22 protein-coding genes are annotated in these 24,941 nt (G+C 70.8%); 13 read left to right on the top strand and 9 right to left on the bottom strand.

Annotated elements, in window-relative coordinates:
- Positions 1–21 precede the first annotated feature (21 nt).
- The 4 genes from ACIBK1_RS01725 to ACIBK1_RS01710 are packed head-to-tail and all read right to left on the bottom strand — an operon-like array spanning position 22 to position 3,611.
- The gene (locus tag ACIBK1_RS01725; RefSeq protein WP_396731564.1) at positions 22–984 is read right to left on the bottom strand and encodes a sulfate/molybdate ABC transporter ATP-binding protein; all 963 of its coding nucleotides are present in this window, start codon (positions 982–984) and stop codon (positions 22–24) included.
- Positions 974–1,771 (bottom strand): sulfate ABC transporter permease subunit, encoded by a 798-nt coding sequence (locus ACIBK1_RS01720; RefSeq protein WP_030508692.1) that lies wholly within the window; start codon positions 1,769–1,771, stop codon positions 974–976. The genes ACIBK1_RS01725 and ACIBK1_RS01720 overlap by 11 nt, the downstream gene beginning before the upstream one ends.
- Positions 1,764–2,576 (bottom strand): sulfate ABC transporter permease subunit CysT, encoded by an 813-nt coding sequence (gene cysT / locus ACIBK1_RS01715; RefSeq protein WP_030508693.1) that lies wholly within the window; start codon positions 2,574–2,576, stop codon positions 1,764–1,766. Before cysT ends, ACIBK1_RS01720 begins: the two co-directional genes overlap by 8 nt.
- Before the next feature lie 21 nt (positions 2,577–2,597).
- Positions 2,598–3,611, bottom strand: a complete 1,014-nt coding sequence (locus ACIBK1_RS01710; RefSeq protein WP_030508694.1) for a sulfate ABC transporter substrate-binding protein — start codon at positions 3,609–3,611, stop codon at positions 2,598–2,600.
- 226 nt (positions 3,612–3,837) lie between these two features.
- On the opposite strand from ACIBK1_RS01710, the gene ACIBK1_RS01705 reads away from it, so the two are divergent.
- Positions 3,838–4,854: a hypothetical protein gene (locus tag ACIBK1_RS01705; RefSeq protein ID WP_396731560.1), complete on the top strand. Its 1,017-nt coding sequence runs from the start codon at positions 3,838–3,840 to the stop codon at positions 4,852–4,854.
- Positions 4,855–4,865: 11 nt separating this feature from the next.
- Here the strand turns inward: ACIBK1_RS01705 and ACIBK1_RS01700 are convergent, their stop codons facing one another.
- Entirely contained in the window at positions 4,866–6,281 is a 1,416-nt protein-coding gene (locus ACIBK1_RS01700; protein WP_396731557.1) for an LCP family protein, read from the bottom strand.
- Between the two features lie 149 nt (positions 6,282–6,430).
- On the bottom strand, positions 6,431–7,444 hold the full coding sequence (locus ACIBK1_RS01695) for a LacI family DNA-binding transcriptional regulator (RefSeq protein WP_030508697.1): 1,014 nt from the start codon (positions 7,442–7,444) through the stop codon (positions 6,431–6,433).
- A 201-nt stretch (positions 7,445–7,645) separates the two neighbouring features.
- Between ACIBK1_RS01695 and ACIBK1_RS01690 the strand changes: the two genes are divergently transcribed.
- The 9 genes from ACIBK1_RS01690 to ACIBK1_RS01650 all read left to right on the top strand — a co-directional run bounded on the left by ACIBK1_RS01690 (position 7,646) and on the right by ACIBK1_RS01650 (position 18,761).
- Positions 7,646–9,421 carry an ABC transporter substrate-binding protein gene (locus tag ACIBK1_RS01690; RefSeq protein WP_030508698.1) on the top strand — a complete coding sequence of 592 codons (1,776 nt, stop codon included), beginning with the start codon at positions 7,646–7,648 and terminating at the stop codon, positions 9,419–9,421.
- Positions 9,422–9,489: 68 nt separating this feature from the next.
- Positions 9,490–10,482 carry an ABC transporter permease gene (locus ACIBK1_RS01685; protein WP_030508699.1) on the top strand — a complete coding sequence of 331 codons (993 nt, stop codon included), beginning with the start codon at positions 9,490–9,492 and terminating at the stop codon, positions 10,480–10,482.
- A complete protein-coding gene (locus ACIBK1_RS01680) occupies positions 10,479–11,345 on the top strand; it encodes an ABC transporter permease (RefSeq protein WP_387067695.1) in 867 nt (288 codons plus the stop codon). The genes ACIBK1_RS01685 and ACIBK1_RS01680 overlap by 4 nt, the downstream gene beginning before the upstream one ends.
- A 1-nt stretch (position 11,346) precedes the next feature.
- The gene (locus ACIBK1_RS01675; RefSeq protein ID WP_030508701.1) at positions 11,347–12,291 is read left to right on the top strand and encodes an ABC transporter ATP-binding protein; all 945 of its coding nucleotides are present in this window, start codon (positions 11,347–11,349) and stop codon (positions 12,289–12,291) included.
- Positions 12,292–13,218 (top strand): ABC transporter ATP-binding protein, encoded by a 927-nt coding sequence (locus ACIBK1_RS01670; protein ID WP_396731550.1) that lies wholly within the window; start codon positions 12,292–12,294, stop codon positions 13,216–13,218. It abuts the gene before it with no gap.
- Positions 13,215–15,629 (top strand): glycoside hydrolase family 2 protein, encoded by a 2,415-nt coding sequence (locus ACIBK1_RS01665; RefSeq protein ID WP_030508703.1) that lies wholly within the window; start codon positions 13,215–13,217, stop codon positions 15,627–15,629. Before ACIBK1_RS01670 ends, ACIBK1_RS01665 begins: the two co-directional genes overlap by 4 nt.
- Positions 15,630–15,664: 35 nt before the next feature.
- Positions 15,665–16,783, top strand: a complete 1,119-nt coding sequence (manA, locus tag ACIBK1_RS01660) for a mannose-6-phosphate isomerase, class I (RefSeq protein ID WP_030508704.1) — start codon at positions 15,665–15,667, stop codon at positions 16,781–16,783.
- Between the two features lie 97 nt (positions 16,784–16,880).
- On the top strand, positions 16,881–17,936 hold the full coding sequence (locus ACIBK1_RS01655) for a polysaccharide deacetylase family protein (protein ID WP_030508705.1): 1,056 nt from the start codon (positions 16,881–16,883) through the stop codon (positions 17,934–17,936).
- A 39-nt stretch (positions 17,937–17,975) separates the two neighbouring features.
- The gene (locus ACIBK1_RS01650) at positions 17,976–18,761 is read left to right on the top strand and encodes a CPBP family intramembrane glutamic endopeptidase (protein WP_197042660.1); all 786 of its coding nucleotides are present in this window, start codon (positions 17,976–17,978) and stop codon (positions 18,759–18,761) included.
- Positions 18,762–19,289: 528 nt separating this feature from the next.
- On the opposite strand, the gene ACIBK1_RS01645 is transcribed toward ACIBK1_RS01650, so the two are convergent.
- Positions 19,290–20,006 carry a maleylpyruvate isomerase family mycothiol-dependent enzyme gene (locus ACIBK1_RS01645; RefSeq protein WP_030508707.1) on the bottom strand — a complete coding sequence of 239 codons (717 nt, stop codon included), beginning with the start codon at positions 20,004–20,006 and terminating at the stop codon, positions 19,290–19,292.
- Between the two features lie 236 nt (positions 20,007–20,242).
- Here ACIBK1_RS01645 and ACIBK1_RS01640 point away from each other — a divergent pair, with 236 nt between their 5' ends.
- Complete coding sequence (locus tag ACIBK1_RS01640) at positions 20,243–21,253, top strand: hypothetical protein (RefSeq protein ID WP_396731543.1); 1,011 nt, start codon at positions 20,243–20,245, stop codon at positions 21,251–21,253.
- Between the two features lie 4 nt (positions 21,254–21,257).
- On the opposite strand, the gene ACIBK1_RS01635 is transcribed toward ACIBK1_RS01640, so the two are convergent.
- Together ACIBK1_RS01635 and ACIBK1_RS01630 are read right to left on the bottom strand one after the other, a co-directional pair.
- A complete protein-coding gene (locus tag ACIBK1_RS01635; protein ID WP_030508709.1) occupies positions 21,258–22,040 on the bottom strand; it encodes an ABC transporter permease in 783 nt (260 codons plus the stop codon).
- Positions 22,037–22,933 carry an ABC transporter ATP-binding protein gene (locus ACIBK1_RS01630; protein WP_030508710.1) on the bottom strand — a complete coding sequence of 299 codons (897 nt, stop codon included), beginning with the start codon at positions 22,931–22,933 and terminating at the stop codon, positions 22,037–22,039. The genes ACIBK1_RS01635 and ACIBK1_RS01630 overlap by 4 nt, the downstream gene beginning before the upstream one ends.
- Positions 22,934–23,064: 131 nt before the next feature.
- On the opposite strand from ACIBK1_RS01630, the gene ACIBK1_RS01625 reads away from it, so the two are divergent.
- Positions 23,065–24,237 (top strand): sensor histidine kinase, encoded by a 1,173-nt coding sequence (locus tag ACIBK1_RS01625; RefSeq protein WP_396731539.1) that lies wholly within the window; start codon positions 23,065–23,067, stop codon positions 24,235–24,237.
- Entirely contained in the window at positions 24,234–24,932 is a 699-nt protein-coding gene (locus tag ACIBK1_RS01620) for a response regulator (RefSeq protein WP_030508712.1), read from the top strand. Before ACIBK1_RS01625 ends, ACIBK1_RS01620 begins: the two co-directional genes overlap by 4 nt.
- Positions 24,933–24,941: the final 9 nt, after the last annotated feature.

Raw genomic sequence — 24,941 nt, 5'->3', positions numbered from 1 at the left:
CAGCGTCCGTCGCTGTGTCCGTCACAGCGCGAGCACCAGGGATCGGGCGCCCGGCGCGGGGCGGATGTGCACAGTGTCGCCCGGCCCGAGACCGAGCCGGTCGGCCTGCTCCCGCGTCACCTGGACCCAGGCCTCCTGCCCGCCGATCTCCACCTCCACGCGCACCTCGAAGCCGAGCCGTACGACGCGGGAGACCACGGCGGGCGAGGCGCCTTCGACGGGGCCGGGGCTGATCTCGACGTCGTGCGGGCGGACCAGGCTGCCGCCGATCTCGGTGACCGGGCCCAGGAAGCGCATCACGAACGGGTTGGCCGGGTTGTCGTACACCTCGCCGGGGCTGCCGGTCTGCACGACCTCGCCTCCGGCCAGCACCACGATCGTGTCGGCGACCTCGATGGCCTCCTCCTGGTCGTGGGTGACGAACACCGTGGTCACGTGGACCTCGTCGTGCAGCCGCCGCAGCCACGTCCGCAGTTCCTTGCGCACCTGCGCGTCGAGGGCGCCGAACGGTTCGTCCAGCAGCAGCACCTGGGGCTCCACCGCGAGGGCCCGGGCCAGGGCCATGCGCTGGCGCTGGCCCCCCGACAGCTGGGACGGGTAGCGGTCGGCCAGTTTCTCCAGGTGGACCAGTTCCAGCAGCTCCATGACGCGTTTGCGGATCTCGTCCTTGGGCCGCTTGCGGATCTCCAGCCCGAAGGCCACGTTGCGGAAGACCGAGAGGTGCTTGAAGGCGGCGTAGTGCTGGAACACGAAGCCGACGCCCCGCCGTTGCGGGGACAGCCGGGTGGCGTCGACGCCGGAGATCCGCACCGTGCCGGTGTCGGGCCGCTCCAGGCCGGCGATCACCCGCAGCAGCGTCGACTTCCCCCCGCCGCTTGGGCCGAGCAGGGCGGTGAGCGACCCCGCGGCGACGTCCAGCGACACGTCGTGCAGGACGGGCGTCGTCCCGAACGACTTGTTCACGTCGCGTACCTCAATTGCCATCAGACCGATCCTTCGGGCGCAGGAGCTTGGTGAGCAGCAGGGTGACCACGGCGATCAGGGCGAGGGCCGTGGCGGCGGCGAACGCGGCCGGCTGGTCGAAGTTCTGGAACCGCTCCTCCACGAACAGCGTCAGCGTCTGGGTCTGGTCCACGAGGCGGCCGGAGACCACCGCGACCGCGCCGTACTCGCCGAGTGAACGGGCCAGGCAGAGCACGATGCCGTAGCCGAGGGCCCAGCGGATGCCGGGGAGCGTGATGCGGAGGAACGTCTGGAGGCGGCTCGCCCCCAGCGTGTGCGCCGCCTGCTCCTGCTCGTCGCCGAGCTCCTCCAGGACCGGAACGACGGCCCGTACGACGAGCGGCAGCGCCACGAACACGGTGGCCAGCACCATGCCGGGAGTAGAGAAGATCACCTGGATTCCCCAGCTCTCCAGCAGGCCGCCGAAGGGGGAGAACCGGCCGTACACGAGGATGAGCGCGAGCCCGACGACGACCGGCGAGACGGCCATCGGCAGGTCGATGAACGCCCCCAGCAGCCGCTTTCCGGGGAACTCGTGCCGGACGAGCAGGAGCGCGGTGCCGACCCCGAAGACCGTGTTGGCCACGACCGCCCAGCCGGCGACCGTCAGCGTGACTTTAAAGGCGTGCAGGGCCGACGGGGAGGTCAGGGCCTCGGCGAACGGCGCCAGCCCGTCGCCGAAGGTCCGCCAGATGATCAGCATCACGGGCAGGACCAGCAGGAACAGGACGTAGGCGACGGCGACCAGGCGCAGGACGTGCTTAGCCACGGCGGCTCCCCCAGCGCTGCAGGACGTCGAGCGTGATCAGCGCGACCAGGGCCACCACGAGCAGGACCGTCGAGATCGCGGCCGCGCCGGTGGTGTTGTCGCCCTCGATCTGGCTGAAGATGTTCACCGCCGCGACCTGTGTCTTGAACGGCAGGTTGCCCGAGATGAGCACGGTCGAACCGAACTCGGCGATCGCCCGGGTGAAGGCGAGGGCGGTGCCGGACAGCATCGCGGGGATCAGGTTCGGCAGGATGACCCGGCGGAAGATCTGGAACGGGCCCGCGCCGAGGGAGGCCGCCGCCTGCTCCATCTCCGCGTCGAGCTCCAGCAGGACCGGCTGCACCGTGCGGACGACGAACGGCAGTGTGACGAACAGCAGCGCCAGCACGACTCCGGCCCTGCTGTAGGCCAGGTTGATCCCGAGCGGGGACTGCGGGCCGTACAGCGAGAGCAGGACGAGGCCGGCGACGATGGTCGGCAGCGCGAACGGCAGGTCGATGATCGTGTCGAGCACCGCCCGGCCGGGGAAGCGGTCGCGGACCAGCACCCAGGCGATCGCCGTGCCCATGACCAGGTTGATCAGGGCGACGAGCGCGGAGGCGCCGATGGTCAGCGTGAGCGCCGCCCAGGCGTCGGGGGTGGTGACCGAGCGCCAGAAGTACCCCGGCCCCTCGTCGGCCGAGCGCCAGACGACGGCGGCCAGCGGGATCAGCACGATCAGGCTCAGGTACAGGACGGCGACGCCGAGGCCGGCGGCGGTGCCGCCGGCCAGGCGCCGGGCCGGACGTACGGTGATCGCGGTCATTTTCGCGTCACTTTTCTCGCGTCACTTCTCGGTGGCCACGCCGAGCTTGCGCTCGATCTCCGCGACCTTGCCGGCCTTGGGGTCGAAGAACTCGGTCGTGATCTTGTCCCAGCCGCCGAGGTCCTGGATCGTGAACAGCTGCGGCGGGGTCTGCCAGTCGAAGCCGGTGACACCGTCGATCACCGGGCGGTAGCCGTTCTTCGCGAAGATCGTCTGGGCGTCGGTGGAGTAGAGGTACTTGAGGAAGGCCTGGGCCTCCTTGGGGTGGGCGCTGGTCTTCGTCACGGCCACGGGGTTCTCGATGAGGAGCGTCGCGTCCGGAATGGTGTACTCCAGCTCCTGGCCGTTCTGCTGGGCGAAGATCGCCTCGTTCTCGTACGTGAGGAGCGCGTCGCCCTTGCCGCCGGCGAAGGTCTGCAGCGCCTTGCGGCCGCTGTCGTCCTGGACCGGCACGTTCTTGAGGAGCGCGTCGAGGTAGGTGAGCCCGGCCGCCTGGTCGGCGCCCTTGTTCGACTTGGCGCCGTAGCCCGCGAGGAGGTTCCAGCGGGCGGCGCCGGAGGTGAAGGGGTTCGGGGTGAGGACCTCGATCCCCGGCTTGACGAGGTCGTCCCAGGTCTTGATGCCCTTCGGGTTGCCCTTGCGGGTGCCGATGACGACGACGGACTTGGTGAGCATCCCCTTGGTGGGGCCCGAGTTCCAGTCCTCGGCCACGATGCCGGCCTTCACCAGCCGGGTGATGTCGGTCTCCAGAGAGAACTCGACGATGTCCGCCTTGAGGCCGTTCGCCACGGCGCGGCTCTGGTCGCCGGACGCGCCGTACGACTGGGTGAAGGTGACGTTCTTGCCCTCGGGCGTCTTCTGGAAGGCCTTGATGACGCCCTCGAACGCCGCCTGGGGGGTCGAGTAGGCGACCAGCGCCAACTGCACCTTGCCTCCGCCGTCGCCCCCGCCGGCGTTGTCTCCCCCGCAGGCGGTGACCAGGGTGGTCGTCGCCACGACGGCGGCTGCGATGGCCCCGAGCCTGCGCACTGTCATGCCTGTTCCTCTATTCCGGAGATTCCTACCAAGTCAGTCGGATTAGTCGATATTAAAGACCGTTCCAGGATTCCCGTCAAGCCCGATGGGTTTCCTGGGTTTGTGGCGTCCGTGACAAATCTGCTTCCAGTGATTGTTGTGAAATTTCCAGACAAGACGTGTCGACCAGTGCTAGGAACGTTCGCTATTGGGACATGACCCAAAAGCTCTCTGAGGAAGGACCTTCATGCGCGACCCGGTCACCGAGGACGCCTACGAGCAGGACGGCTCCTACCTCCGGCCGTACATCACGGGCGAAGGCCAGTACGGCGGGGAGGGAGACCGGTTCTGGTCCGAGGAGCAGGACGAGCACGCTCTCGCCGGCGCGCCGGGCGAGCAGGGCGACGTGTTGTCGGAGGACTGGCAGCCGGACCATCCGGCGCAGACCCCCGCCGACCACGCCGACCAGGATGACTACGCCGCCGGACGCACCCCACGGTTCCGGTCCGAGGGACCGGTGGGCGACGAGGAGATGATGCGCGACGGGGAACTGATGCGCGACGGGGACACCGATCCGCGCGGTTTCCTCGGCTCCGGCTGGCGCAATGCCCCGGACTTGGACGAGGACGACGACGAGCGTTCGGGGCGCGGCGGGATGCTGCTGCGCACCGGGCTGATCGCCGTCGGCGTCCTGGGCGCGATCTGGGCGCTGGCGCTGTGGGTCGGGCAGCCCGACGGGGCGGAGTGCGAAGGCGGGGCGAACTGCGCCGCCAAGGCGGGGACGGCCGCCACGGCGCCGGTCTCGCCGGCGCCCGACGGCGACGCCACGGGCGGGGAGTCCGACGCGCTGCCCACCGACGAGCCCACTGACGAGCCCGTCGACGAACCCACCGCGACGGCGCCGACCGACGCTCCCACGGCACAGCCCGCACGCACCCGGCCGGGAACGTCCGGGACCTCGGCGCCTGCCGCGTCGTCCGCGCCCACGCGCAACTCGTCCCGGTCGCACGCGCAGGACACCGGCTCCCAGGGCGACGACGCCCAGCGCCCGTCGCGGTCCCGGGTGTCGGTCGACACGAACGAGCGGTCGTCCGACGACCGGTCGGGCGGGAAGACCTCGGGAACGGACACCGGTGGGTCCGGGGACCAGGCGGCCACGGCCCCCACCGCCGATCCGGTCACCGAGCAGCCGACCAGCGCGCCCGCCCCCACGCAGGAGTCGTCGGGCCGGGGCGGCGGTCTGTTCGGCTGGCTCTTCAACTAGCGGCTAGCGGCTCAGGAGGCCGTGCAGCTGTCCTGAGTGGCGTCGAAGCCCTCCACGTCGTCGAGCGTCTTGGGGGGCTTCATCCCCTGCCAGTCGGCCCCGATCCCCAGGATGAGGGTCTGCGTGGTTCCCGTGCGCACCAGGTGGGACCGCGACTTCTTGAGTTCGCGGAACAGCCTGGACGCACGGCTCTCGCCGTTCCCCGAGTACGCGACGACGGTCTTGGCGTACGGCCTGGGCGCCTGCTCGACCTTGACGATGTGGTAGCCGCGCTGCTCCAGCTCCGCGGCCACCTGGGTGCCGAGTCCCTGCTGCCCGCTGCCGTTGCGGACCACGATGTGGATCTGCGACTTGGGGATCTTCTGCTCGCCGCTCTTGACGTTCTTGGCGATCTGGTCGGCGGCGACCATCTTGAACAGCCGCTGGGCCTGCGGCTCCACCCACTCCACCCGGCCGGGGTTGGTGATCGAGTAGCGCCAGGGGGTGGTGACGAAGCGGATCTGCCCCGCGGTCAGGCCCTCCGCGCTCGTCGCGAGGTCCTTCATCACGCCGATCGTGAGGTCGGGGTCGGTGGTGATCGACTTGGTCGCCGCGTCGAGGAACCCGAACAGCGTCGCGGGGTTGGTCAGCGTCTCGCCGCTCATGGCCTTCTTGGCCATCGAGGCGAGGAACATCTGCTGGCGCTGGATCCGGCCGATGTCGGAGCCGTCGCCGAGCGAGTAGCGGGCGCGGACATACCCCAGCGCCTGCTCGCCCTTCAGGGTCTGCCTGCCCGCGGGCAGGTCGAGCAGCGCCTTCTTGTCGTGGACGGCCTGCGGCAGGCAGACCTGCACGCCGCCCAGCGCGTTCACCATCGTCTTGAAGCCGGTGAAGTCCACCTTCACGAAGTGGTCGATGCGGATGTCGGTGAGGCCCTCGATCGTCTTCCAGGTGCAGGCGATGCCGCCGGAGTTGAACGACTCGTTGATCATCCCGACGTGCGGGCGCTGACCCGGCAGGTTGCCCCTGGCCGCGCAGGCGGGGAGGCGGACGAGTGAGTCGCGCGGGAAGCTGATCAGCACCGCGCCGTCCCGGTTCGGGGAGATGTGCGCCACGATGATCGTGTCGGTGCGCTCGCCGGGGAACTTGCCGTATTTGGCGTTGGCGCCGTTGCGCTGGTCCGAGCCGACGATCAGCACGTTGAGCGCCTTGCTGATCTTCTGCGGGCGTGCCTCGCCCCCGAGATCCTTCTGGGTCACCGTCTCGTGCTTGACGTTGCCGCTCAGCTTGACGTACCCGCCGACGGCGAAGGTGGCGGCACCGGTGAGCACGCCCAGCGCTCCCGACAGCGTGACCCATAGCCACGGCCGCCATTTGGGCGGCGTCCGTTGCGGCGGCGCCGGGAGGTCCTCCACCGGGGGGGCGGGACGGACGTCGACGTGACCCACTGTCGTGCTCCTGAGGGTCGGACCAGGTGTTTCTCACCAGGTCGAGAGCCAGTAGCGGCAAACGGGGCCAAGTGTAGCGATCTCTCCTGAACGTCACCTTTCAAACAGGTAGATCCTCCCCCGGCTGCCCGACCGGCTACACGGCCGGCTTACGCGGGCGGCGCCGTGCTGCCGCGGGTGGTCAGGCGCGGGGCCTCGTCCTCCAGCGGCCTGGCCTCCACGCCGTCGATCAGCGCGAGCAGCCGCTGGGCCGCGTGCGCGCCGTACGCCGGGATGTCGCGGGTGAGCACGGTCAGCGGCGGTCGGACGACCTGGCAGAGCGGGGAGTCGTCCCAGGCGACGACGGACAGGCCGGCCGGCACGTCGAGCCGCATCTCCTGCGCGACCGACAGGCCCGCCACGGCCATGATGTCGTTGTCGAAGACGATCGCCGTGGGCCGCTCGGATGAGCTGAGCAGCCGCCGCGTGGCCCGCGCGCCCTCCTCGCCCGTGTAGTCGGTGTGCACGATCGGGCAGGCGTCCAGCCCGAGGCCCGCGCAGACCTCGTCGAACGCCCGGTCGCGGATCGCCGTGTGCGACAGCCGGGGCAGCCCGGCGACGCGGGCGATCCGCCGGTGCCCGAGCGCGACGAGATACTCCACCGTCTCGCGTACGGCCGCGCGGTCGTCGGCCCAGACCGGCACGAGCGATCCGGCGGCCGAGGGGTGCCCGAGGACGACGACGGGCATGCCCATCTCCTCCACCTGCGGCACGCGGGGGTCGTCGAGGTGGAGGTCGACGAGGATCGCGCCGTCCACCCGGCCCTCTCCCCACCAACGGCGGTAGACGCCCATCTCGGCCTCGTGGTCGCCGACCACCTGGAGCAGCAGCGCGTAGGAGCGGGAGGACAGCTCCGCCTCGATGCCGCTGATCAGCTCCATGAAGAACGGCTCGACGCCGAGGAACCGGGCGGGCCGGCACAGGGCGAGGCCCACGGCGTGCGCCCGGGCGCCGTTGAGCGCCCTGGCCGCGATGTTCGGGCGCCAGCCGATCTCGTTCGCGATGGCCAGGATGCGGGCCCTGGTGGCTTCCGACACCCCTGGCTGGCCGTTCAGGGCGTACGAGACCGCGCCCTTGGAGACCCCCGCCTGCCGTGCGATGTCCGCGATGGTCGGTCTTCTCACGTGTCCCCTCGACTGAACCGGTCCAGTGACCCTCACCCTACTACCGTTACTTTGCCTCCATCTTCTTTCTATTGACACCAGATACATGGTGATTTTACGGTCTCGGTACTTATCCGGTTCAGCAATTGCGAGCCGAACATCATCGGGGCCTGGCGGTAGTGCGGACCCCGCGCGGTGTCGCGTGGGGGAAGGAGAGTCACCATGCGAAACCGAACGCGGTTTCTTATACCGGTGCTGGCGGCCGGCCTGTTGAGCGCGGCATGTTCGGGAGGCGGAGGGTCGTCCACGCCGACGGGCCCGGCGGGAGACGGCGCGGCGGGAGGCGGCGCTGCCGCGCCCGCGGGCGGCAGCGGCGGGGCCTTCCCCCGCAACGAGACCCTCTACACCAGCGGCACCCAGTGGGGACCGCCCGCGAACTGGAATCCGCTGCGCGAATGGGATTTCGCCACCGGCACCAAGGGCCTGGTCTACGAGACGCTTTTCATGTACGACCCGAACACCGACAAGTTCACGCCCTGGCTGGCCGAGAGCGGCGACTGGACCGGAGAGCTGGAATACACGCTCAAGCTGCGCAAGGGCATCACCTGGTCGGACGGCAAGCCGTTCACGGCCGACGACGTCATCTTCACGTTCGAGCTCGGCAAGATGGAGACCGTCCCCTACCATCCGCTCTGGGACTGGATGAAGAGCGCCGAGAAGGTCGACGACTACACGATCAAGTTCACCTTCGCCACGGCCAACTACCAGGAGTGGGCCAACCACCTCTACAGCCGGGCCATCGTCCCCAAGCATCTGTGGGAGGGGCGGTCCGAGGACGAGGTGATGAACGGGGTCAACGAGAAGCCCGTCGGCACCGGCCCGTACGCCTACCAGTCGCACGACCAGGACCGCATGGTCTGGGTCAAGCGCGACGGCTGGTGGGCGACGAAGGCGCTGAACAAGGACGTGAAGCCCAAGTACATCGTCGACATCGTCAACTCCAGCAACGAGGTCGCGATGGGCCTGCTGCTGCAGAAGGGCCTCGACCTCAGCAACAACTTCCTGCCGGGCATCGCGAACCTGGTCAAGGGCAGCTTCGGCATCAAGACCTACTACGACCAGCCGCCGTACATGCTGCCGGCGAACACCACCTGGATGTGGTTCAACACGGCGAAGAAGCCGATGGACGACAAGGAGTTCCGCAAGGCGGTCGCCTACGCCATCGACACCAAGAAGATCGTCGAGGGCGTCTACGGCAACCTGGTCAAGGCGTCCGACCCGTCCGGCCTGCTGCCGCAGTGGGACAAGTACGTCGACAAGAACGTCACCTCGGCGCTCGGCTTCTCCTACAACCCGGACAAGGCCAAGCAGCTGCTCGCCGACGCCGGCTACAAGGACCGCAACGGCGACGGGCTGGTGGAGTCGCCGAGCGGCGCCAAGATCTCGCTGAAGCTGATCGTGCCCGCCGGGTGGACCGACTGGATGGAGGCGGCCCGGGTAATCAGCTCCAGCGCCAAGGCGGCCGGCATCGACATCGAGGCCGACTTCCCCGACTACAACGCGCTCGTCGACGTGCGCAACCAGGGCAAGTTCGACCTCGTCCTCAACAACGACAAGCAGCTCGCGAACACGCCCTGGCTGTACTACGACTACCTGTTCCGGCTGCCGGTGCAGAAGCTGCAGAGCACGACGAACTTCGGCCGGTACGAGAACAAGCGGGCGTGGGAGCTCACGCAGCAGCTCGACCAGGTCAAGCCCGAGGACGTCGAGGGCATGAAGAAGATCACTTCGGAACTGCAGAAGATCCAGCTCGGGGACATGCCGGTCGTCCCGCTCTGGTACAACGGCCTGTGGTCGCAGACCACCGACTCGACCTGGAAGAACTGGCCCACCAGCGCGGCGGACGCGCCGAAGTACCCGCCGACGGTGTGGCGCAACTGGCTGGAGATGGGCGGCACGCTCATGCTCACCGAGCTCCAGCCGGCCTCCGGAGGCTGATCTTCTCGCGCCCCCCTTCCACCCTGCGTACGGGAGGGGGGGCGCCGTTCCGCGACCGGGAGGTCGAATTGCGCCGCTATTTCGGCAGAAAACTTCTCATCTACGGCCTGACGTTCTTCGTGGCCGTGACCATCAACTGGATGATCCCGCGGTTCATGCCGGGCGACCCCGTGCAGAGCATGCTCTCGCGGGCCAACGTCGCACAGCCGGCGGCCGTCGAGGCCATGCGGGCGCACTACACCGCGATGTTCGGCTTCGACCTGCCGCTGTGGCAGCAGTACCTCAACTTCTGGGGCTCGCTGCTGCGGGGCGACCTCGGCATCAGCATCTGGCTGTTCCCCACGCCGGTGTCCGACGTCATCATCCGGGCGGTCCCGTACACGCTGGGCCTGCTGATCCCGTCCATCCTGCTGAGCTGGTTCGCGGGCAACCGGTTCGGCGCGTTCGCCGCGCGGCGCAAGTGGCTCGACAACACCGTGCTTCCCGTCGGCTACGTGCTGACCGCCACCCCGTACATGTGGCTGGCGATCCTGCTGGCCTGGGCGCTCGGCATCGTCGCGGGCGTGTTCCCGGTCGCCGGGGCGTACGGCTTCGACCTGCAGCCGTCCCTGTCGTGGGGGTTCGTCGGCAGCCTCGCCGAGCACTGGTTCCTCCCGTTCGCCTCGCTGTTCCTGGTCGCGTTCGGCGGCTGGGCCATCGGCATGCGCAACATGATCATCTACGAGCTTGAGGCGGACTACGTCAACTACCTGCGGGCCCTCGGCGCGCCTGCGCGGCTGGTGCGGCGCTACGCGTTCAGGAACGCGATCCTGCCCCAGGTGACCGGCCTGGCCCTGCAACTCGGCGTGCTCGTGGCCGGCGCGCTGGTCACCGAAATCGTCTTCAGTTATCCCGGGCTGGGGCACCTGATCCTCCAGGCCATCCAGAACCAGGACTTCTTCCTGCTGCAGGGCACCTTCCTGTTCATCGTCATCGGCGTGCTGATCGCCAACTTCGTCATCGACGTCGCGTACGTCCTGGTGGACCCGCGCACCAGGACCGGGATGGGAGAAGCGGTGTGAGAAGCGGTGGGAGAAGCGCTGTGAGATACGAGGCGCTGCACTTCGCGCTGCGCAACCGCAAGCTGGTCGCCGGCACGGTCGTCATCCTCGTGTTCCTCGTGGCCGGCCTGGTCGGGCCGCTGATGTTCGACCACGGGCCGAACGACTACGTCGGGCCGCCCATGGCCGCGCCGTCGGGGGAGTTCTGGTTCGGCACGACCACCTTCGGCCAGGACGTCTTCGCCCAGTTCCTGTACGGCCTGCGCGCCACGTTCCTCGTGGGCGTGCTCGGCGGCGTGCTGGCGGCGGCCGTCGGCATGGTCGTGGGGTTCGTCGCGGGCTACCGCGGCGGGTGGGTCGACGAACTGCTCACCATGCTCACCAACATCGTGCTCGTGCTGCCCGCGCTGGTCGTGCTGCTGATCGTCAACGCCTACCTGGGCGTGCGCAGCATCGGCGTGCAGGCGCTGTTCATCGGGCTGACCTCGTGGCCGTGGGCGGCGCGGGCGATCAGGGCGCAGACGTTCTCGCTGCGCTCGCGCGACTTCGTCGACCTCGCCCGGCTGAGCGGGGTGCGCACCCCGAGGATCATCCTCAGGGAGATCGCGCCCAACATGAGCTCGTACCTGTTCCTGACGTTCATCCTGCTGTTCGGCAGCGCGATCCTGATCGCCGCCTCGCTCGACTTCATCGGCCTCGGACCCACCGAGGGGGTCTCGCTCGGCCTGATGCTCAACAACGCCGCGCGGTGGAGCGCGCTGCAGCTCGGCCTGTGGTGGTGGTTCATCCCTCCGGGCGCCGGCATCACGGCGATCGTCGGCGCGCTCTACGTCATGAACGTCGGGCTGGACGAGGTGTTCAACCCGAAGCTGAGGGAGATGTGACGTGGCGCTGAATGTCACCGACCTCCGGGTCTACTACCGGACGCTGCGCGGCGAGGTGAAGGCGCTCGACGGCGTCACGTTCTCCGTGGCCGACGGCGAGATCATGGGCCTGGCCGGGGAGTCCGGCTCGGGCAAGTCCACGCTCGCCAAGAGCCTCATCCGCCTGGACGGCCGCATGCGGCACGTCGGCGGCACCGTCGAGCTGGACGGCGCCGCGATGCCGCTGTCGGACGACGACGCGATGGACGAGTTCCGCTTCCGGAAGGTGTCGCTCATCCCGCAGTATTCGATGAGCGCGCTCAACCCGACCAGGAAGATCGGCAGGATGGTCGGCGAGCTGCTGGACTCGCGCGGCGAGCGGCCGGACCGGGCCGAGCTGGAGCGGCGGCTGGAGCTGGTGGGCCTGTCGAAGGACGTGCTCGACCGCTATCCGATCGAGCTGTCCGGTGGCATGAAGCAGCGGGTGGTCATGGTGGTCTCCACTCTGCTGAACCCCTCGCTGCTGATCGCCGACGAGGTCACCTCCGCGCTCGACGTGTCGAGCCAGAAGGCCGTGGCCACGACGCTGCTCGGGTTCCGCGACCGTGGCCTGGTCACGAGCATGATGGTGGTCACCCACGACATCTCGCTCGTCTACCAGATCGCCGACTCGATCATGGTGATGTACGCCGGGCGGCTGGCCGAGAAGGCCCCGGCCGACGTGCTCGTCACCGCCCCGAGGCATCCGTACACCCAGCAGCTCGTCTCCGCGCTGCCCGAGGTGGGGGTGCGCTACGAGGACCGCCGGCTGGCGGGGATCCCCGGCAGTCCGCCGTCCCTGCTCAAGCCGCCCGGGGGATGCCGGTTCAGAGATCGCTGCCCGCTCGCGTTCGACCAGTGCGCCGAGCAGCCGCCGTTCGCCGAGGTGGCCCCGGGCCACCTCGTCGCCTGCTGGAAGGCCGAATAGATGCTCAAGCTCGACGGTGTGTCCAAGGTCTACCGCGTCGGCGCGTTCGGCGGGCGCGAGCTGAAGGCCGTCTCCGACGTGAGCTTCGAGGTCGGCGAGGGGGAGGTGGTCTCGCTCATCGGGGAGAGCGGCAGCGGCAAGAGCACGCTCGGCCGGATGATCCTGCGCCTCGCCTCCGTCAGCGGCGGCACGATCACCCTGGACGGCAGGGACATCACCTCGATCAAGGACCGCAAGGAGTACTACCGGCAGGTGCAGGGCGTCTTCCAGGATCCCTTCAGCTGCTACAACCCCGTCTTCCGGGCCGACCGCGTGTTCGCGATGATCAAGGAGCAGTACTTCCCCAGGGCCGGCGCGGACGAGTGGCGAAAGCGCGTGGAGGGCGCGCTGGAGAGCGTGCGGCTCGACCCCGGCAACGTGCTCGGCAAGTATCCCCATCAGCTCAGCGGCGGGCAGCTCCAGCGCATGCTGATCGCCCGGGCGGTGCTCCTCGACATCCGGCTGCTGGTCGCCGACGAGATCATCAGCATGCTCGACGCGTCGACCCGCATCGACGTGCTCAACCTGCTCGCCGACCTGCGGGCGCGTGGCCTCGGCATCCTGTTCGTCACGCACGACCTGTCGCTCGGCAACTACGTCAGCGACAGGACCGTGGTGCTGCGGCACGGGAGGATCGTGGAGATGGGCCGGACGGACCTCGTCTTCGGCAGCCCCGCGCATCCCTACACGCGCTCGCTGCTGGCCTCGGTCCCCCGGCTGCACGCCAAGTGGACGGACGCCGAGGGGACGGGCGCCGAGGGGACGGGCGCCGTCGAGGACGTGCCGTGCGCGTACCACGAGGCGCCGCAGGAGAGCCGGACCCGCCCCGGGCTGGCCGAGATCGACAGTGATCACTATGTGGCGTGCGCCGATAAGGAGAAAGCGTGAGCTCGTACCGTCCCCTGCACGACGGGTGGACCGTCACCGCCGTGTCGTCGACCGGGCAGCTCCGGCCGGTGGTCGCGGGACTGCCCGCGGCCGTTCCCGGTTGCGTCCACACCGACCTCCTCGCCGCCGGGCTGATCGAGGATCCGTACCTGGACGACAACGAGGACCGGCTGACCTGGATCGGCCGTACGGCATGGTCGTACGAGACCACCTTCACGTGGGAGTCAGCGGGGGACGGCGCTGACGACGACCGGGCGGACCTCGTCTGCGAGGGGCTCGACACGGCCGCCACGCTCGTGCTCAACGGCGTCGAGATCGGCACGACGGCCAACATGCACCGGTCGTACCGGTTTCCCGTGCGGCACCTGCTGAGCGAGGGCGAGAACACGCTCAAGATCCTGTTCGACCCGCCGTACGGGTACGCGGAGGCGCAGAGGGCGGCCCTCGGCGACCGCCCCGGCGCGTACGCCGAGCCGTACCAGTTCATCAGGAAGATGGCCTGCAACTTCGGCTGGGACTGGGGACCGACGGTGGTCACCGCCGGGATCTGGCGGCCCATCGGCATCGAGACCTGGAGCACCGCCCGCATCACCGAGGTGCGCCCCTTCGCCGCGGCGGACGGCACGGTCGAGGTGCACGTCGCGATCGAGCGCGCCGCCGAGCGGCCCCTGACCCTCTCGGCGTCGGTCGCGGGCGTGACCGAAAGCGTGACCGTCGCAGCCGGGCAGCGGCGGACGGTCGTCACGCTGACCGTGCCGGACCCCGACCTGTGGTGGCCGCGCGGGTACGGCGAGCAGCCCCTGTACGACCTCGTGGTCCGGCTGGAGGACCAGGAGTGGACGGGCAGGATCGGATTCCGGTCGGTCGAGCTGGACCGGACCGATGACGCGTTCACCTTCGTGATCAACGGCAAGCCCGTCTTCGTCAAGGGCTTCAACTGGATCCCCGACGACTGCTTCCCCAGCCGGATCACCCGGGAGCGCCTCGCCGAGCGGTTCGCCCAGGCGGCCGCCGCGGGCGCCAACTGCCTGCGGGTGTGGGGCGGCGGCAGATACGAGAGCGAGGACTTCTACGACCTCGCCGACGAGATGGGCCTGCTCGTCTGGCAGGACTTCCCGTTCGCGTGCGCGGCCTACCCGGAGGAGGGCCGCTTCGCCGCGGAGGTGGAGGCGGAGGCCCGCGAGCACGTCGCCCGCCTGGCCCGCCACGCCAGTCTCGTGCTGTGGTGCGGCAACAACGAGAACATCGAGGGCCACGCCGACTGGGGCTGGCAGGAGAAGCTGGAGGGACGCAGCTGGGGCGGCGGCTTCTACTACGACCTGCTTCCCCGGGTCGTCGCCGAGCTCGACCCGAGCCGGCCCTACTGGCCGGGCAGCCCCTACTCCGGATCCCCGGACCTGCCGCCGAACGACCCGGCCAAGGGCACGGTCCACATCTGGACGGTCTGGAACACCCACGACTACACCCACTACGCGACCTACACCCCGAGGTTCGTGGCCGAGTTCGGCTTCCAGGGCCCGCCGACGTACGCGACGCTGCGCGCCGCGGTGTCCGACGACCCGCTGACGCCGGTCTCCCCGGGCGTGGCCCACCACCAGAAGGCGATCGACGGCGACCTCAAGCTGCTGCGCGGCCTCGGCGAGCACCTGCCCCGGCCGGACGGGTTCGACGACTGGCACTACTACACCCAGCTCAACCAGGCCAGGGCGATGGCGTTCGGCATCGAGCGGTTCCGGGCGCTCGCGCCCCACTGCATGGGCACGATCGTGTGGCAGCTCAACGACTGCTGGCCGGTCACCTCCTGGGCGGCCGTGGACGGCGGCGGCCGGCGCAAGCCGCTGTGGTACGCGCTGCGCCGCGCGTACGCCGACCGGTTGCTGACCTTCCAGGGCGACCAGGGCGGCACGCTGGCGGTCGTCAACGACACCGACGAGCCGTGGTCGGGCGAGCTCGCCGTCGACCGGCTCACCCTGGCGGGGGAGATCCTCGCCAAGGAGCGCTTCGACGTGTCGGTCCCGGCGCGGGGCACGGCGTCCGTCGACCTGCCCGAGCTGCCCAGGGGAGGCGCGTGGGCAGGACATCCGGCGGGCGAGGTGCTGGTGGCCACCCTCGACGACGTACGCGCCCTGCGGTTCCCGAGTGAGGACCAGGCCATGGACTACCCGCCGGCGGAGATGGACACGGTGGTCGAGGAGATCGAGGGCGGGCTGCGGGTGCGGGTGACCGCGCGGACGATCGTGCGCGAGCTGGCGATCTTCCCCGACCGGCTCGATCCTCGCGCGACCGTGGACGACCAGCTCGTCACGCTGCTGCCGGGGGAGACCGCGGTCTTCCACGTCACCGGCGGCGAGGTGGACCCCGGCGCGCTCGTGCGTCACCCCGTGCTCCGATGCGTCAACGAACCCCGTTAGTCTCGGAACCCCCCCTTGACGCCCGAAGGACGCATGTGGACCTGCTCACCAATGTCATCAAGGACTATCCCTGGGGCTCCCGGACGGCCATCGCCGAGCTGACCGGGCGGCCCGCCTCCGGGCCGGAGGCCGAGATGTGGCTGGGCGCCCACCCGGCCGCGTCCTCCCGGCTGACCAGGGACAGGGCCGAGATCACCCTCGCCGACGCGGTCACGGCCGACCCGGCGGGGACCCTCGGTGAGGCGGTCGCCGGTCGGTTCGGAGAGCGGCTGCCGTACCTGATGAAGCTGATCGCGGTGGACGCGCCGCTGTCGCTGCAGGTCCACCCGGACGCCGAGCAGGCCGCCGACGGCCACGCCCGGGGGGACGCGAACTACACCGACCCCTGGCACAAGCCGGAGCTGGTCTGCGCGCTCACGCCGTTCACCGGGCTGGCCGGGTTCCGGCCGCCCGGGCAGGCGGCGATGCTCGTCGAGCGGCTGCACGTGAACGCGCTGCGGCCGGTGGTCGCGGCGCTGCGCGACGGCGACGTGCTCGCCGCGCTGCGGGTGCTGCTCGAGTGGCCCCGATCCGGGGGCACGTCCCGGCGCGAGCTGGTCGAGTCGGTGGTGTGGGCGGCCTCCGCCTGCCACACGCCCGACTACGCGCTCGTGGTACGGCTGGCCCGGCGATACCCGGAGGACCCGGCCGTGCTGGCGCCGCTGCTGATGCGCCGCCACACGCTCGCCCCCGGCGAGGCGCTGTTCCTCGGGGCCGGGGTGCTGCACTGCTACCTCGACGGCTTCGGCGTGGAGATCATGGCCTGCTCCGACAACGTGCTGCGGGCGGGCCTGACCGGCAAGCGCATCGACGTGGAGGAACTGCTGCGGATCACCGACGCCGCGGCGCAACCCCTGCCGGTGGAGCCGGCCGGCGGCGCGTACGTGCCCCCGGTGCCGGAGTTCCTGCTCCGCAGGATCGCGCCCGGCGCGGACGGGGCGCTCCCGGGGGGCTTGCCGAGGATCGTGCTGTGCACAGAAGGCGTCGTGAACGTGGGCACGGCCGACGCGGAGGTCAAGCTGCGGCCGGGCGAGTCGGTGTTCAGCGCCGCGTCGGAGGGCTCCGTCGAGATCGGCGGGGACGGCGTCGCCTTCTGCGCCGAACCTCACCTGTGACTCACTTAGCGTGATGTTTGTCCTACGTGGCGTGATGTGAGCGCGTCCCGCGGGTAGGAGCCCCTCATTGTCACGCGCGGCCCGATGAGGGGGATCCATGGGGCGCTTCAGGGTAGCCGGTATCGCCGCGGCGTCGTTGGGGGCGGTCGCGCTCTCCGCCTGCGCCGCCGGTGGGGGCAAGCAGGTCACACACGCGAGCCCGGCCGGTCACCAGCAGAAGAACGCGGCGGCCGGGGCGGCGCTGCGCAAGTCCGAGACGGCCGCCGCCGCTCAGGTGAAGGCCAACGAGCTGGGGCAGGTCCCGGTGATCATGTATCACCGGATCGTCAAGAACCCGCCGCCGGGCGACGACCGCAGCCCGAAGGACTTCCGCGACGAGCTGGAGCGGCTCGCGGCGGAGGACTACGTGCCGGTCACGGCGGCCGAGTACGTCACCGGAAAGATGGACATTCCGGCGGGCAAGCACCCGGTGGTGCTGACCTTCGACGACTCGTCGCCCTCCCAGCTCACACTCGACGGCATGGGCAATCCGACGCCGGACTGCGCGATCGGCATCCTGATGGACGTCGCGAAGAAGCATCCGGGCTTCCGGCCGGTGGCGACCATGTATGTGATCAAGGACCTGTTCGGCAAGGCCCGGCAGGAGGAACAGCTCCAGGTCCTGCAGTGGCTCAAGGACCACAACTTCGACATCGGCAACCACACCCGCGACCACCTCAACCTGCTCGGCAAGCCGAAGGACCAGGTGGAGAAGCAGGTCGCGTCCGGGCAGACGCTGATCACCTCGCTGATCAAGACGCCGCCGGTCACGCTCGCCCTGCCGTACGGCAACCAGCCGCACGAGAAGAAGTGGGCGCTGCAGGGAACGTCCGGCGGCACCCGCTACGACTACAAGGGCGTGTTCCTCGCGGGCTACACCCCGTCGCCGTCGCCGTTCACCAAGGACTTCGACCCGGTCGGCATCCCGCGGATCAGGTCGAAGGAGAAGGTCGGCGACTGCAAGAAGTTCTGCTCGATGGCGTGGCTCGACTGGCTCAAGGCGAACCCCACCGACCGCTACACCTCGGACGGCAACCCCAACACGGTCGCCTTCCCGAAGTTCAAGGCGGCCTTTGTCGCACCGTCGTTCACGTCGCGTGCGCTGCCGTACTGACGGGACGGATGACCGTGCGGGGGCGGCTACCCTGCCTGCATGGACGACGCCATCGCCGACGAGACCGCCCTGCGGGGACTCACACCGCGGCTGATCGGCCCGGAGATCATCGCAGTCTTCGCGGTCTCGCTCGGCGCCAGCGCGCTGCTGTCGCTCATCCGCCTCATCGGCGCACTGACCGCGCCGAAGGACCTGGGCGACCAGCACGCGGTGCTCGTCGGCTCGCTGGCGCCCGGCCGGCCGTGGCTGGATCTCTCGCTGCACCTCGCGGGGATCGCGGTGAACGTGGCGCCGGTGGGCCTCGTCGCCTACCTGCTGGCCCGGTCGGGCGAGTCCGTGCGCACGATCGGGGCCGACTGGCGCGAGCCCGGCCGCGACACGGCGCGCGGCGCCGCGCTCGCGGCGGTGATCGGCGGCAGCGGGCTGCTCTTCTACCTGTTCGCCTTCCGATCCGGGTTCAACCTGAACGTCGTGCCCGACAGCCTGCCGGACTACTGGTGGCGGATCCCGGTCCTGGTCGCCGAGGCCGCCCAGAACGGCGTGCTGGAGGAGGTGCTGGTCGCCGGTTATCTGCTGCACCGGTTGCGGCAGCGCGGCTGGTCGCCGTGGCGCGCGGTCGGGACGTCGGCCGTCCTGCGCGGCTCCTACCACCTTTACCAGGGCTTCGGCGGCTTCCTCGGCAACATCGCGATGGGCGTGGTCTTCGGCCGGCTCTACCAGCGCTGGGGGCGGACCATGCCGCTGATCATCGCGCACACGCTGATCGACGTGGTCGCCTTCGTCGGGTACGGCGTGCTGCGCGGCCGAGTCTCCTGGCTGCCCTGATCTCCTGTCTAATCGGGCGGAATGCGTTCTCTCTGGCGCGCCTGATTGATTTTGGCCCGATCCCGATGCATCGTTGACGGGCCGCCGCACGTCTGGATCCCCCCGGGCAAACCGGCCTGTCCTGGCCGCATTTTCATTCGGGGAATTCGCATGAGGCGTTTATCGATACGCATTCCATATTCGGCGCGCCGTCGCGCCGCCGTCGACCGCCGGCCCGGGGGTCCCACCCGGCCGCCCGGTCGCAGACGTCCGGTCAGCCCGCCGTACCGATGCCGCGTGGGCGGCGGGGCGGGCGTGCACGGCTCCGCCGTACGGGCCGGCGCGATCGCCGTGCCCGTGCGCGCGGCCCTGCCCGTACGGCCCGCTCCCGGGTGCGCCGGGTCGTGGGCGGCGGTCCCGCCGAGGCGGGAGACGGGCGTCTTATTACCACCGGTGCCGAGGGCGCGGTCCGATCCCTTATGTCCAGCACGCCGGGTGCCCGCAGGGGCGCCCGGCGTGTCTCGTCTTCACCCGCTCAGGTTCATCTGCTCAGGCGAGGCAGCGCAGCGCGCTCCTGAGGCGGGCGTCCAGAGGATGGTCGGCGGGCAGACGGCCGACGGTCGCCTCGACGAACTCCTCGGGGGGAAGATCCGCGGTCAGGCCCTCGTCCACCTGCACCTGCACCCGGCCGCAGGCGTGTTCGACCCGCGCGGTGGACCCCTGTTCCTCCAGCACGAACATGCCCACCCGGACCCGCCAGCCGAGGCGGTCGCCGACCTCGCCCGGCGACACCGGAGCCCCGACGTCGTCGGCGTGCGCGGCGTACTCCGAGTCGTAGTGGAAGGTCTGGAGGCCGGCCGGGTAGGGGCCGGCCGACGTGTGCAGCGTGCCGTCGCGGCCGAGGGCCCGCATGCGCCTTCGCGTCTCCCCGTTCCTGGTCCGCCACTCGTCGAGCACCTGCTCCACCGGCAGGCCGCGCCGCCTGCGCACGCACCACTCGTTGAAGTCGCTGAAGCCGCCGTGCACGCCCTCGTGTTCGAGCAGCTCGTAGAACCCGTCGATGTCGTCGTCCAGGCACGCCTGGTTGTACAACTCCTCGCCTGCCAGGTGCGCGAGCACGTCGCGCACGGTCCAGCCGTCGCACCGGGAGGGGCGGTTCCAGCCGTCCTCGTCGAGGGAGGAGAAGAAGCGGTCGAGCCGCGCCGCCTCGGTGTCGAAGATGTCGAAGGGGTCGAGCCCCGCCAGTTCGTCCCGTGCAGAGGTCATGCCTGAGCCGTACCCGGACCCGCCGCACCCTCACTTCGCAGCGGTCCGGTAGGAGGCATCGGGCGGTGTCACGACATTTCTCTCCTAAGTCGGACATTTAAACCTGTGGCGGCCTCAACAATGCGCAGGGGAAGGGAAAGATCGGGTGTTAGCTCGTTTGTCCGGTGATCTGCGCGGAAACCCCGAGATCGGTAAGCACGGTGGTTGTTCTCTGGTTGTTCTAGGGGGAAAACGAAATGGCTAAAAGCACGAGCGTCGCCGGGGTCCTCGCGATCGGCGCCGTCCTCGCCGGTGGCGCCGTGATCGCGAGTGCTCCTCTCGTGGCGGCTCCGGCGGGGGCCGCCACGATGTCCGCCACGATGTCCGCACAGCACGGCCTCTTCCGGGCCGGCCATCCGCACGCGCGGGGCCAGCGCAACCGCCAGAAGAACGGGAACCGGCACAACCAGCGGCTGCGGGAGGAGCAGCGCCAGCACCAGTTCCTGATGCGTGACCTCACGCTGGTCCTCGTCCCGTTCCAGAAGGAAACGACGGGCGCGACGGCCCTGCCGTACAACTGGCAGAACGACAGCGTCTCCGCCCTGCAGTACGCCGACCTGGACCAGATGGACGCGATGCAGGACATGCCCGAGGCGGTCGAGATCAACGCCGAGGGCCAGGAGGGGGACAGCAAGACGACGGTCTCCCCGCGGACGGACGAGCACGACGTGGACAAGAACGTCACCGTCGACAAGGGGAGGCACGACCGCCCGGCGCCCCGGCCGATCACACCCACGCCCACACCCACGCCCACAGTCACGGCGACGCCCACGCCCGCCGCGTCGCCCGCCCCGGCGCCGGTCGCGCGGCCTGCGGCGCAGCCGGCCGCCAAGCCCGCTCCGGCCCCGGCTCCCGTCGCCAAGCCGGTCGTGAAGCCGGTCGTGAAGCCGGTCGTGAAGCCGGTCGTCAAGCCGGTCGCCAAGCCGGTCGTGAAGCCCGCTGTCGCGCCCGTCGCGAAGCCGGTCGTGAAGCCCGCCGTCGCGCCCGTCGCCAAGCCCGCGCCCGCGGCGTGCGCTCCCGCCTGTTCGCCCGGTCTCCTCTCCCTGCCCCTGACCCTGTCGCTCACGGCCAAGGTGTCCCTCGCGCCGGACGCGAACGCGAACACGGGCACGGGCACGGGCACGGCGGCGAAGCCGGCCACCGCGACGACCGCGACCACCGCGCCCACCGCGCCCTCTGGGGCCTGCCAGCCGCCGCTCGCGGGCTGAGGCGTCAGGCGTCCCTGCGGGCCAGCAGGACGGCGGCCAGCGCGTACGGCACCGCCACCCAGGCGACCATGACCGCGAGCGCGGCGAGGGGCGACAGGAGCTCGCCGCCGAGCGACTGGGGGTTGCCGGTGCCGGCCAGCTGGCCCGCCAGGGCGCCGGGGAGGATCGAGCCGATGCGCTCGTTCCAGGGCGCCGGGACGTTGTTGACGATGATCGGGAGCACGTACCAGACCGCCACGAGCGTGGCGATGGCGGCGACGGCCGACCGCGTGCTCACGGCCAGGCACAGGCCGAGCAGCGCGAACATCGCGATGGACAGGCTCAGCGCGAGGAAGAGCGGCATCTGCCGGCTCAGCGCCTCGGCCGACTGCCCCCGGATGGGCCGATCGCCGATGATCAGCCGTCCGGCGGCCCACGTGGCGAGCACGGCCGCGAGGCCGGTGCAGAAGGAGACGACCGCGACGACGCCCGCCTTGGCGGCGAGCACCCGCCCGCGCGACGGCAGCACGGTGAACGTGGTGCGGATCATGCCGGTGCCGTACTCGCCGGAGCAGGTGAGGACGCCCAGCACGGCCAGGCACAGCGAGGCGAGCCAGTTGGCGAGCTCGGGCAGCGACGACACCTCGAGGCGGTCGCGCTGCCCGGGCGGCAGACCCTCCCACAGGTGGACGGCGTACCACGCCAGCAGGGCCATGAGAGCGACGACGACGCCGACCACGCCGAGGACGACGGAGGAGGACCGGAGGGTGCGGAGCTTGAGCCATTCGGCGGCGAGGGCGTCGATCATCGGTCCGCACCCCCACCCGTGAGCCCGGCCGTGAGCCGCATGTAGGTCTCCTCCAGCGAGGCGCCGCGCGGGGTGACCTCGTGGAGGGGGATCGCGTGCCGGGCGGCGAGGTCGCCGATCTCCGTCGGATCGAGGCCGCGCACCGACAGGCCCCCGTCGTCCTCGGCGGTGACCGTCCCGCCCGCGGCCGACAACGCGGCGGAGAGGTCGGCGGCGCGGCTGCTGCGGACGAGGACGTCCCGTACGGCGGTCAGCTCCCGCATCGGCGTGTCCGCGATGAGCCGCCCCCGGCCGATGATGACGAGATGGTCCGCGGTGAGCTCCATCTCGCTCATCAGGTGACTCGACAGGAGCACCGTGCGGCCTTCGGCGGCGAGACCGCGGAGCAGGTCGCGGATCCAGCGCACGCCGTCGGGATCGAGGCCGTTGACCGGCTCGTCGAGCAGCAGCACCGCGGGGTCGCCGAGGAGTGCGGCGGCGATACCGAGGCGCTGACGCATGCCGAGCGAGAATCCGGCGATCCGCTTGCGGGCCACCCCGGCCAGGCCCACCTGCTCGATGACGGACACGACCCGGTCCCGGCCGATGCGGTTGGCGCGGGCCATCCAGCTCAGGTGGGCGAGGGGCGTACGGCCGCCCTGCACCGCGCCGGCGTCCAGGAGGGCGCCCACCTCCCGCATCGGATGGCGGATGCGGTCGTAGCGGCGGCCGCTCACCAGCGCCTCGCCGCTCGCCGGGCGGTCCAGGCCGAGGACGACCCGCATGGTCGTGGACTTGCCCGCGCCGTTCGGCCCGAGGAACCCGGTCACGCGGCCTGGTTTCACGTGGAACGTCAGCCCGTCCACGGCGACCGTGCGTCCGAAACGCTTGGTCAGCTCTCTGACTTCGATCATGTCCCGACGGTCTCGCGGGCCGCCCGCTGCCCGCGTCGGAGCGGGGTGCGATCCGCAGGACCCGCCTCAGACCGTGGCATGACAGACCATGGCAGGAGGCGCGCGTGCGCGCGTATGGCTAGCGTGGGCGCGTGGACGATCCGGACGTGCGGCCGTTGTTCCCCCGGCCGCTGCGCCCCCGTGAGCTGGTCGCGCTCGACGTGCTGGCGGCCGTGGGGTACGCGTTCGTGCTGGTCGTCGAGTCCCCGGACGCGCGGCGCCCGGCGGCCTTGGCTCTGATCGCCGCGATGACGCTGCCGCTCGCGGTCCGGCGGCGGTGGCCGCTGCCGGTCTTCTGCGTCGTCGCGGTCGCGTCCGTGGCGGCCATGACGCTCGGCGTCGTGCGGGAGCCGCTGGCCGCCGCGGCGTACGCGCTCTATCCGGTCGCGCTCGGCACGCGGCGGCGCCGGTGGGAGCCGACGGCGGCGATCGGCGCGCTGACCGTCGGGGCGCTGCTGCTGGCGGCGTTCGGCGGCGTCGCGGCCGGGCCGGAGGTCAGGCGGGTCGTGGAGACCGTCGTGCTCGGCTCACTCGCCCTGGGCGGCGCCTGGACCATCGGCCGGGCGGTGCGGGAGCGCCGGGCGTACGCCGCGCGCCAGGCCGAGCAGGCCGCCGAGCACGCCGTCACCGAGGAACGGCTGCGCATCGCCAGGGAGATGCACGACGTGGTCTCCCACACGCTCAGCCTCATCGGGGTGAAGGCCGGGGTCGCCGCGCACGTGGCGGACCGGCGGCCGGAGGAGGCGCTGGAGGCGCTGCGCGTCATCGAGGCCACGAGCAGGCAGGCGCTGACCGAGATGCGGCACATGCTCGGCGTGCTGCGCACGGCCCCCGGCGCTGTCCCCGGCACGCTGTCTCCGGCGCCGGGCCTCGCGGCGCTGCCGGACATCGCCGAGCGTGCGGCGGCCGCGGGCGTACGCGTGGATCTGGACGTGCGGGTGGCGGACGGACTGCCCCCGGCCCTGGAGCTGGCGGTGCACCGGATCGTCCAGGAGGCCGTCACCAACGTGGTCAGGCACGCGGCCCCGGCGGCCTGCCGGGTGCTGGTGCACGACGAGGGAGGACAGGTGCGGATCGAGGTGACCGACGACGGGCCGGGCCGCCGGGTCCTGCCCGCCGGTCCGTCGGGGCATTGGGTCGGGCATGGGGTGATCGGCATGCGCGAGCGCGTCGCGGCGTACGGCGGGGCCTTCACGGCGGGTCCGCTGTCCGGCGGCGGGTTCCGCGTGCTCGCGCTCCTGCCGCGGGAAGGGGAGGGGACGTGAACGAGCCCGAGCCGATCCGGGTGCTGCTCGCCGACGACCAGGAACTGCTGCGCGGCAGCCTGCGCCTGCTGGTCGACAGCACGCCGGGGCTGGTCGCGGTCGGCGAGGCGGGCACCGGGACGCGGGCGGTCGAGCTGGCCCGCGCCGAGCGTCCCGACGTCGTGCTGATGGACGTGCGGATGCCCGGCATGGACGGCATCGAGGCGACCCGGCGCATCTGCGCCGAACCTTCCGGCGCCAGGGTGCTGATCCTCACCACGTTCGACCTCGACGAGTACGTCTACGCGGGGCTGCGGGCCGGGGCGAGCGGGTTCCTGCTGAAGAACACGCCGCCCGCCGACCTGCTGGCGGCGATCCGCGTCATCGCCGCGGGCGAGGGGCTGCTGGCGCCGAGCGTGACGCGGCGGCTGATCGCCCAGTTCACACAGTCCACACAGTTCGCCCGGACCGGCGCGGACCGGCCTCGCTCCGGGCCCTCGCTCGACGGCCTCACCGTCCGGGAGCGTGAGGTGCTCACGCTCGTCGCGCGCGGCCTGTCCAATCTGGAGATCGCCGCGAGCCTGCATGTGAGCACGGCCACCGTGAAGACCCACATCGGGCACCTGCTCGCGAAGCTCGGCGCGCGCGACCGGGCCCAGCTGGTCATCGCCGCCTACGAAGGGGGGCTCGTCTCCACGACACAGGGACGCCCGTGACAGGCTGGA

It is taken from the genome of Microbispora rosea (assembly GCF_044460045.1).
In the GTDB taxonomy this organism is placed as follows: domain Bacteria; phylum Actinomycetota; class Actinomycetes; order Streptosporangiales; family Streptosporangiaceae; genus Microbispora; species Microbispora rosea.
The sequence above is the reverse complement of the archived record's forward strand: the minus strand, read 5'-3'. Positions and strand labels throughout refer to the sequence as shown.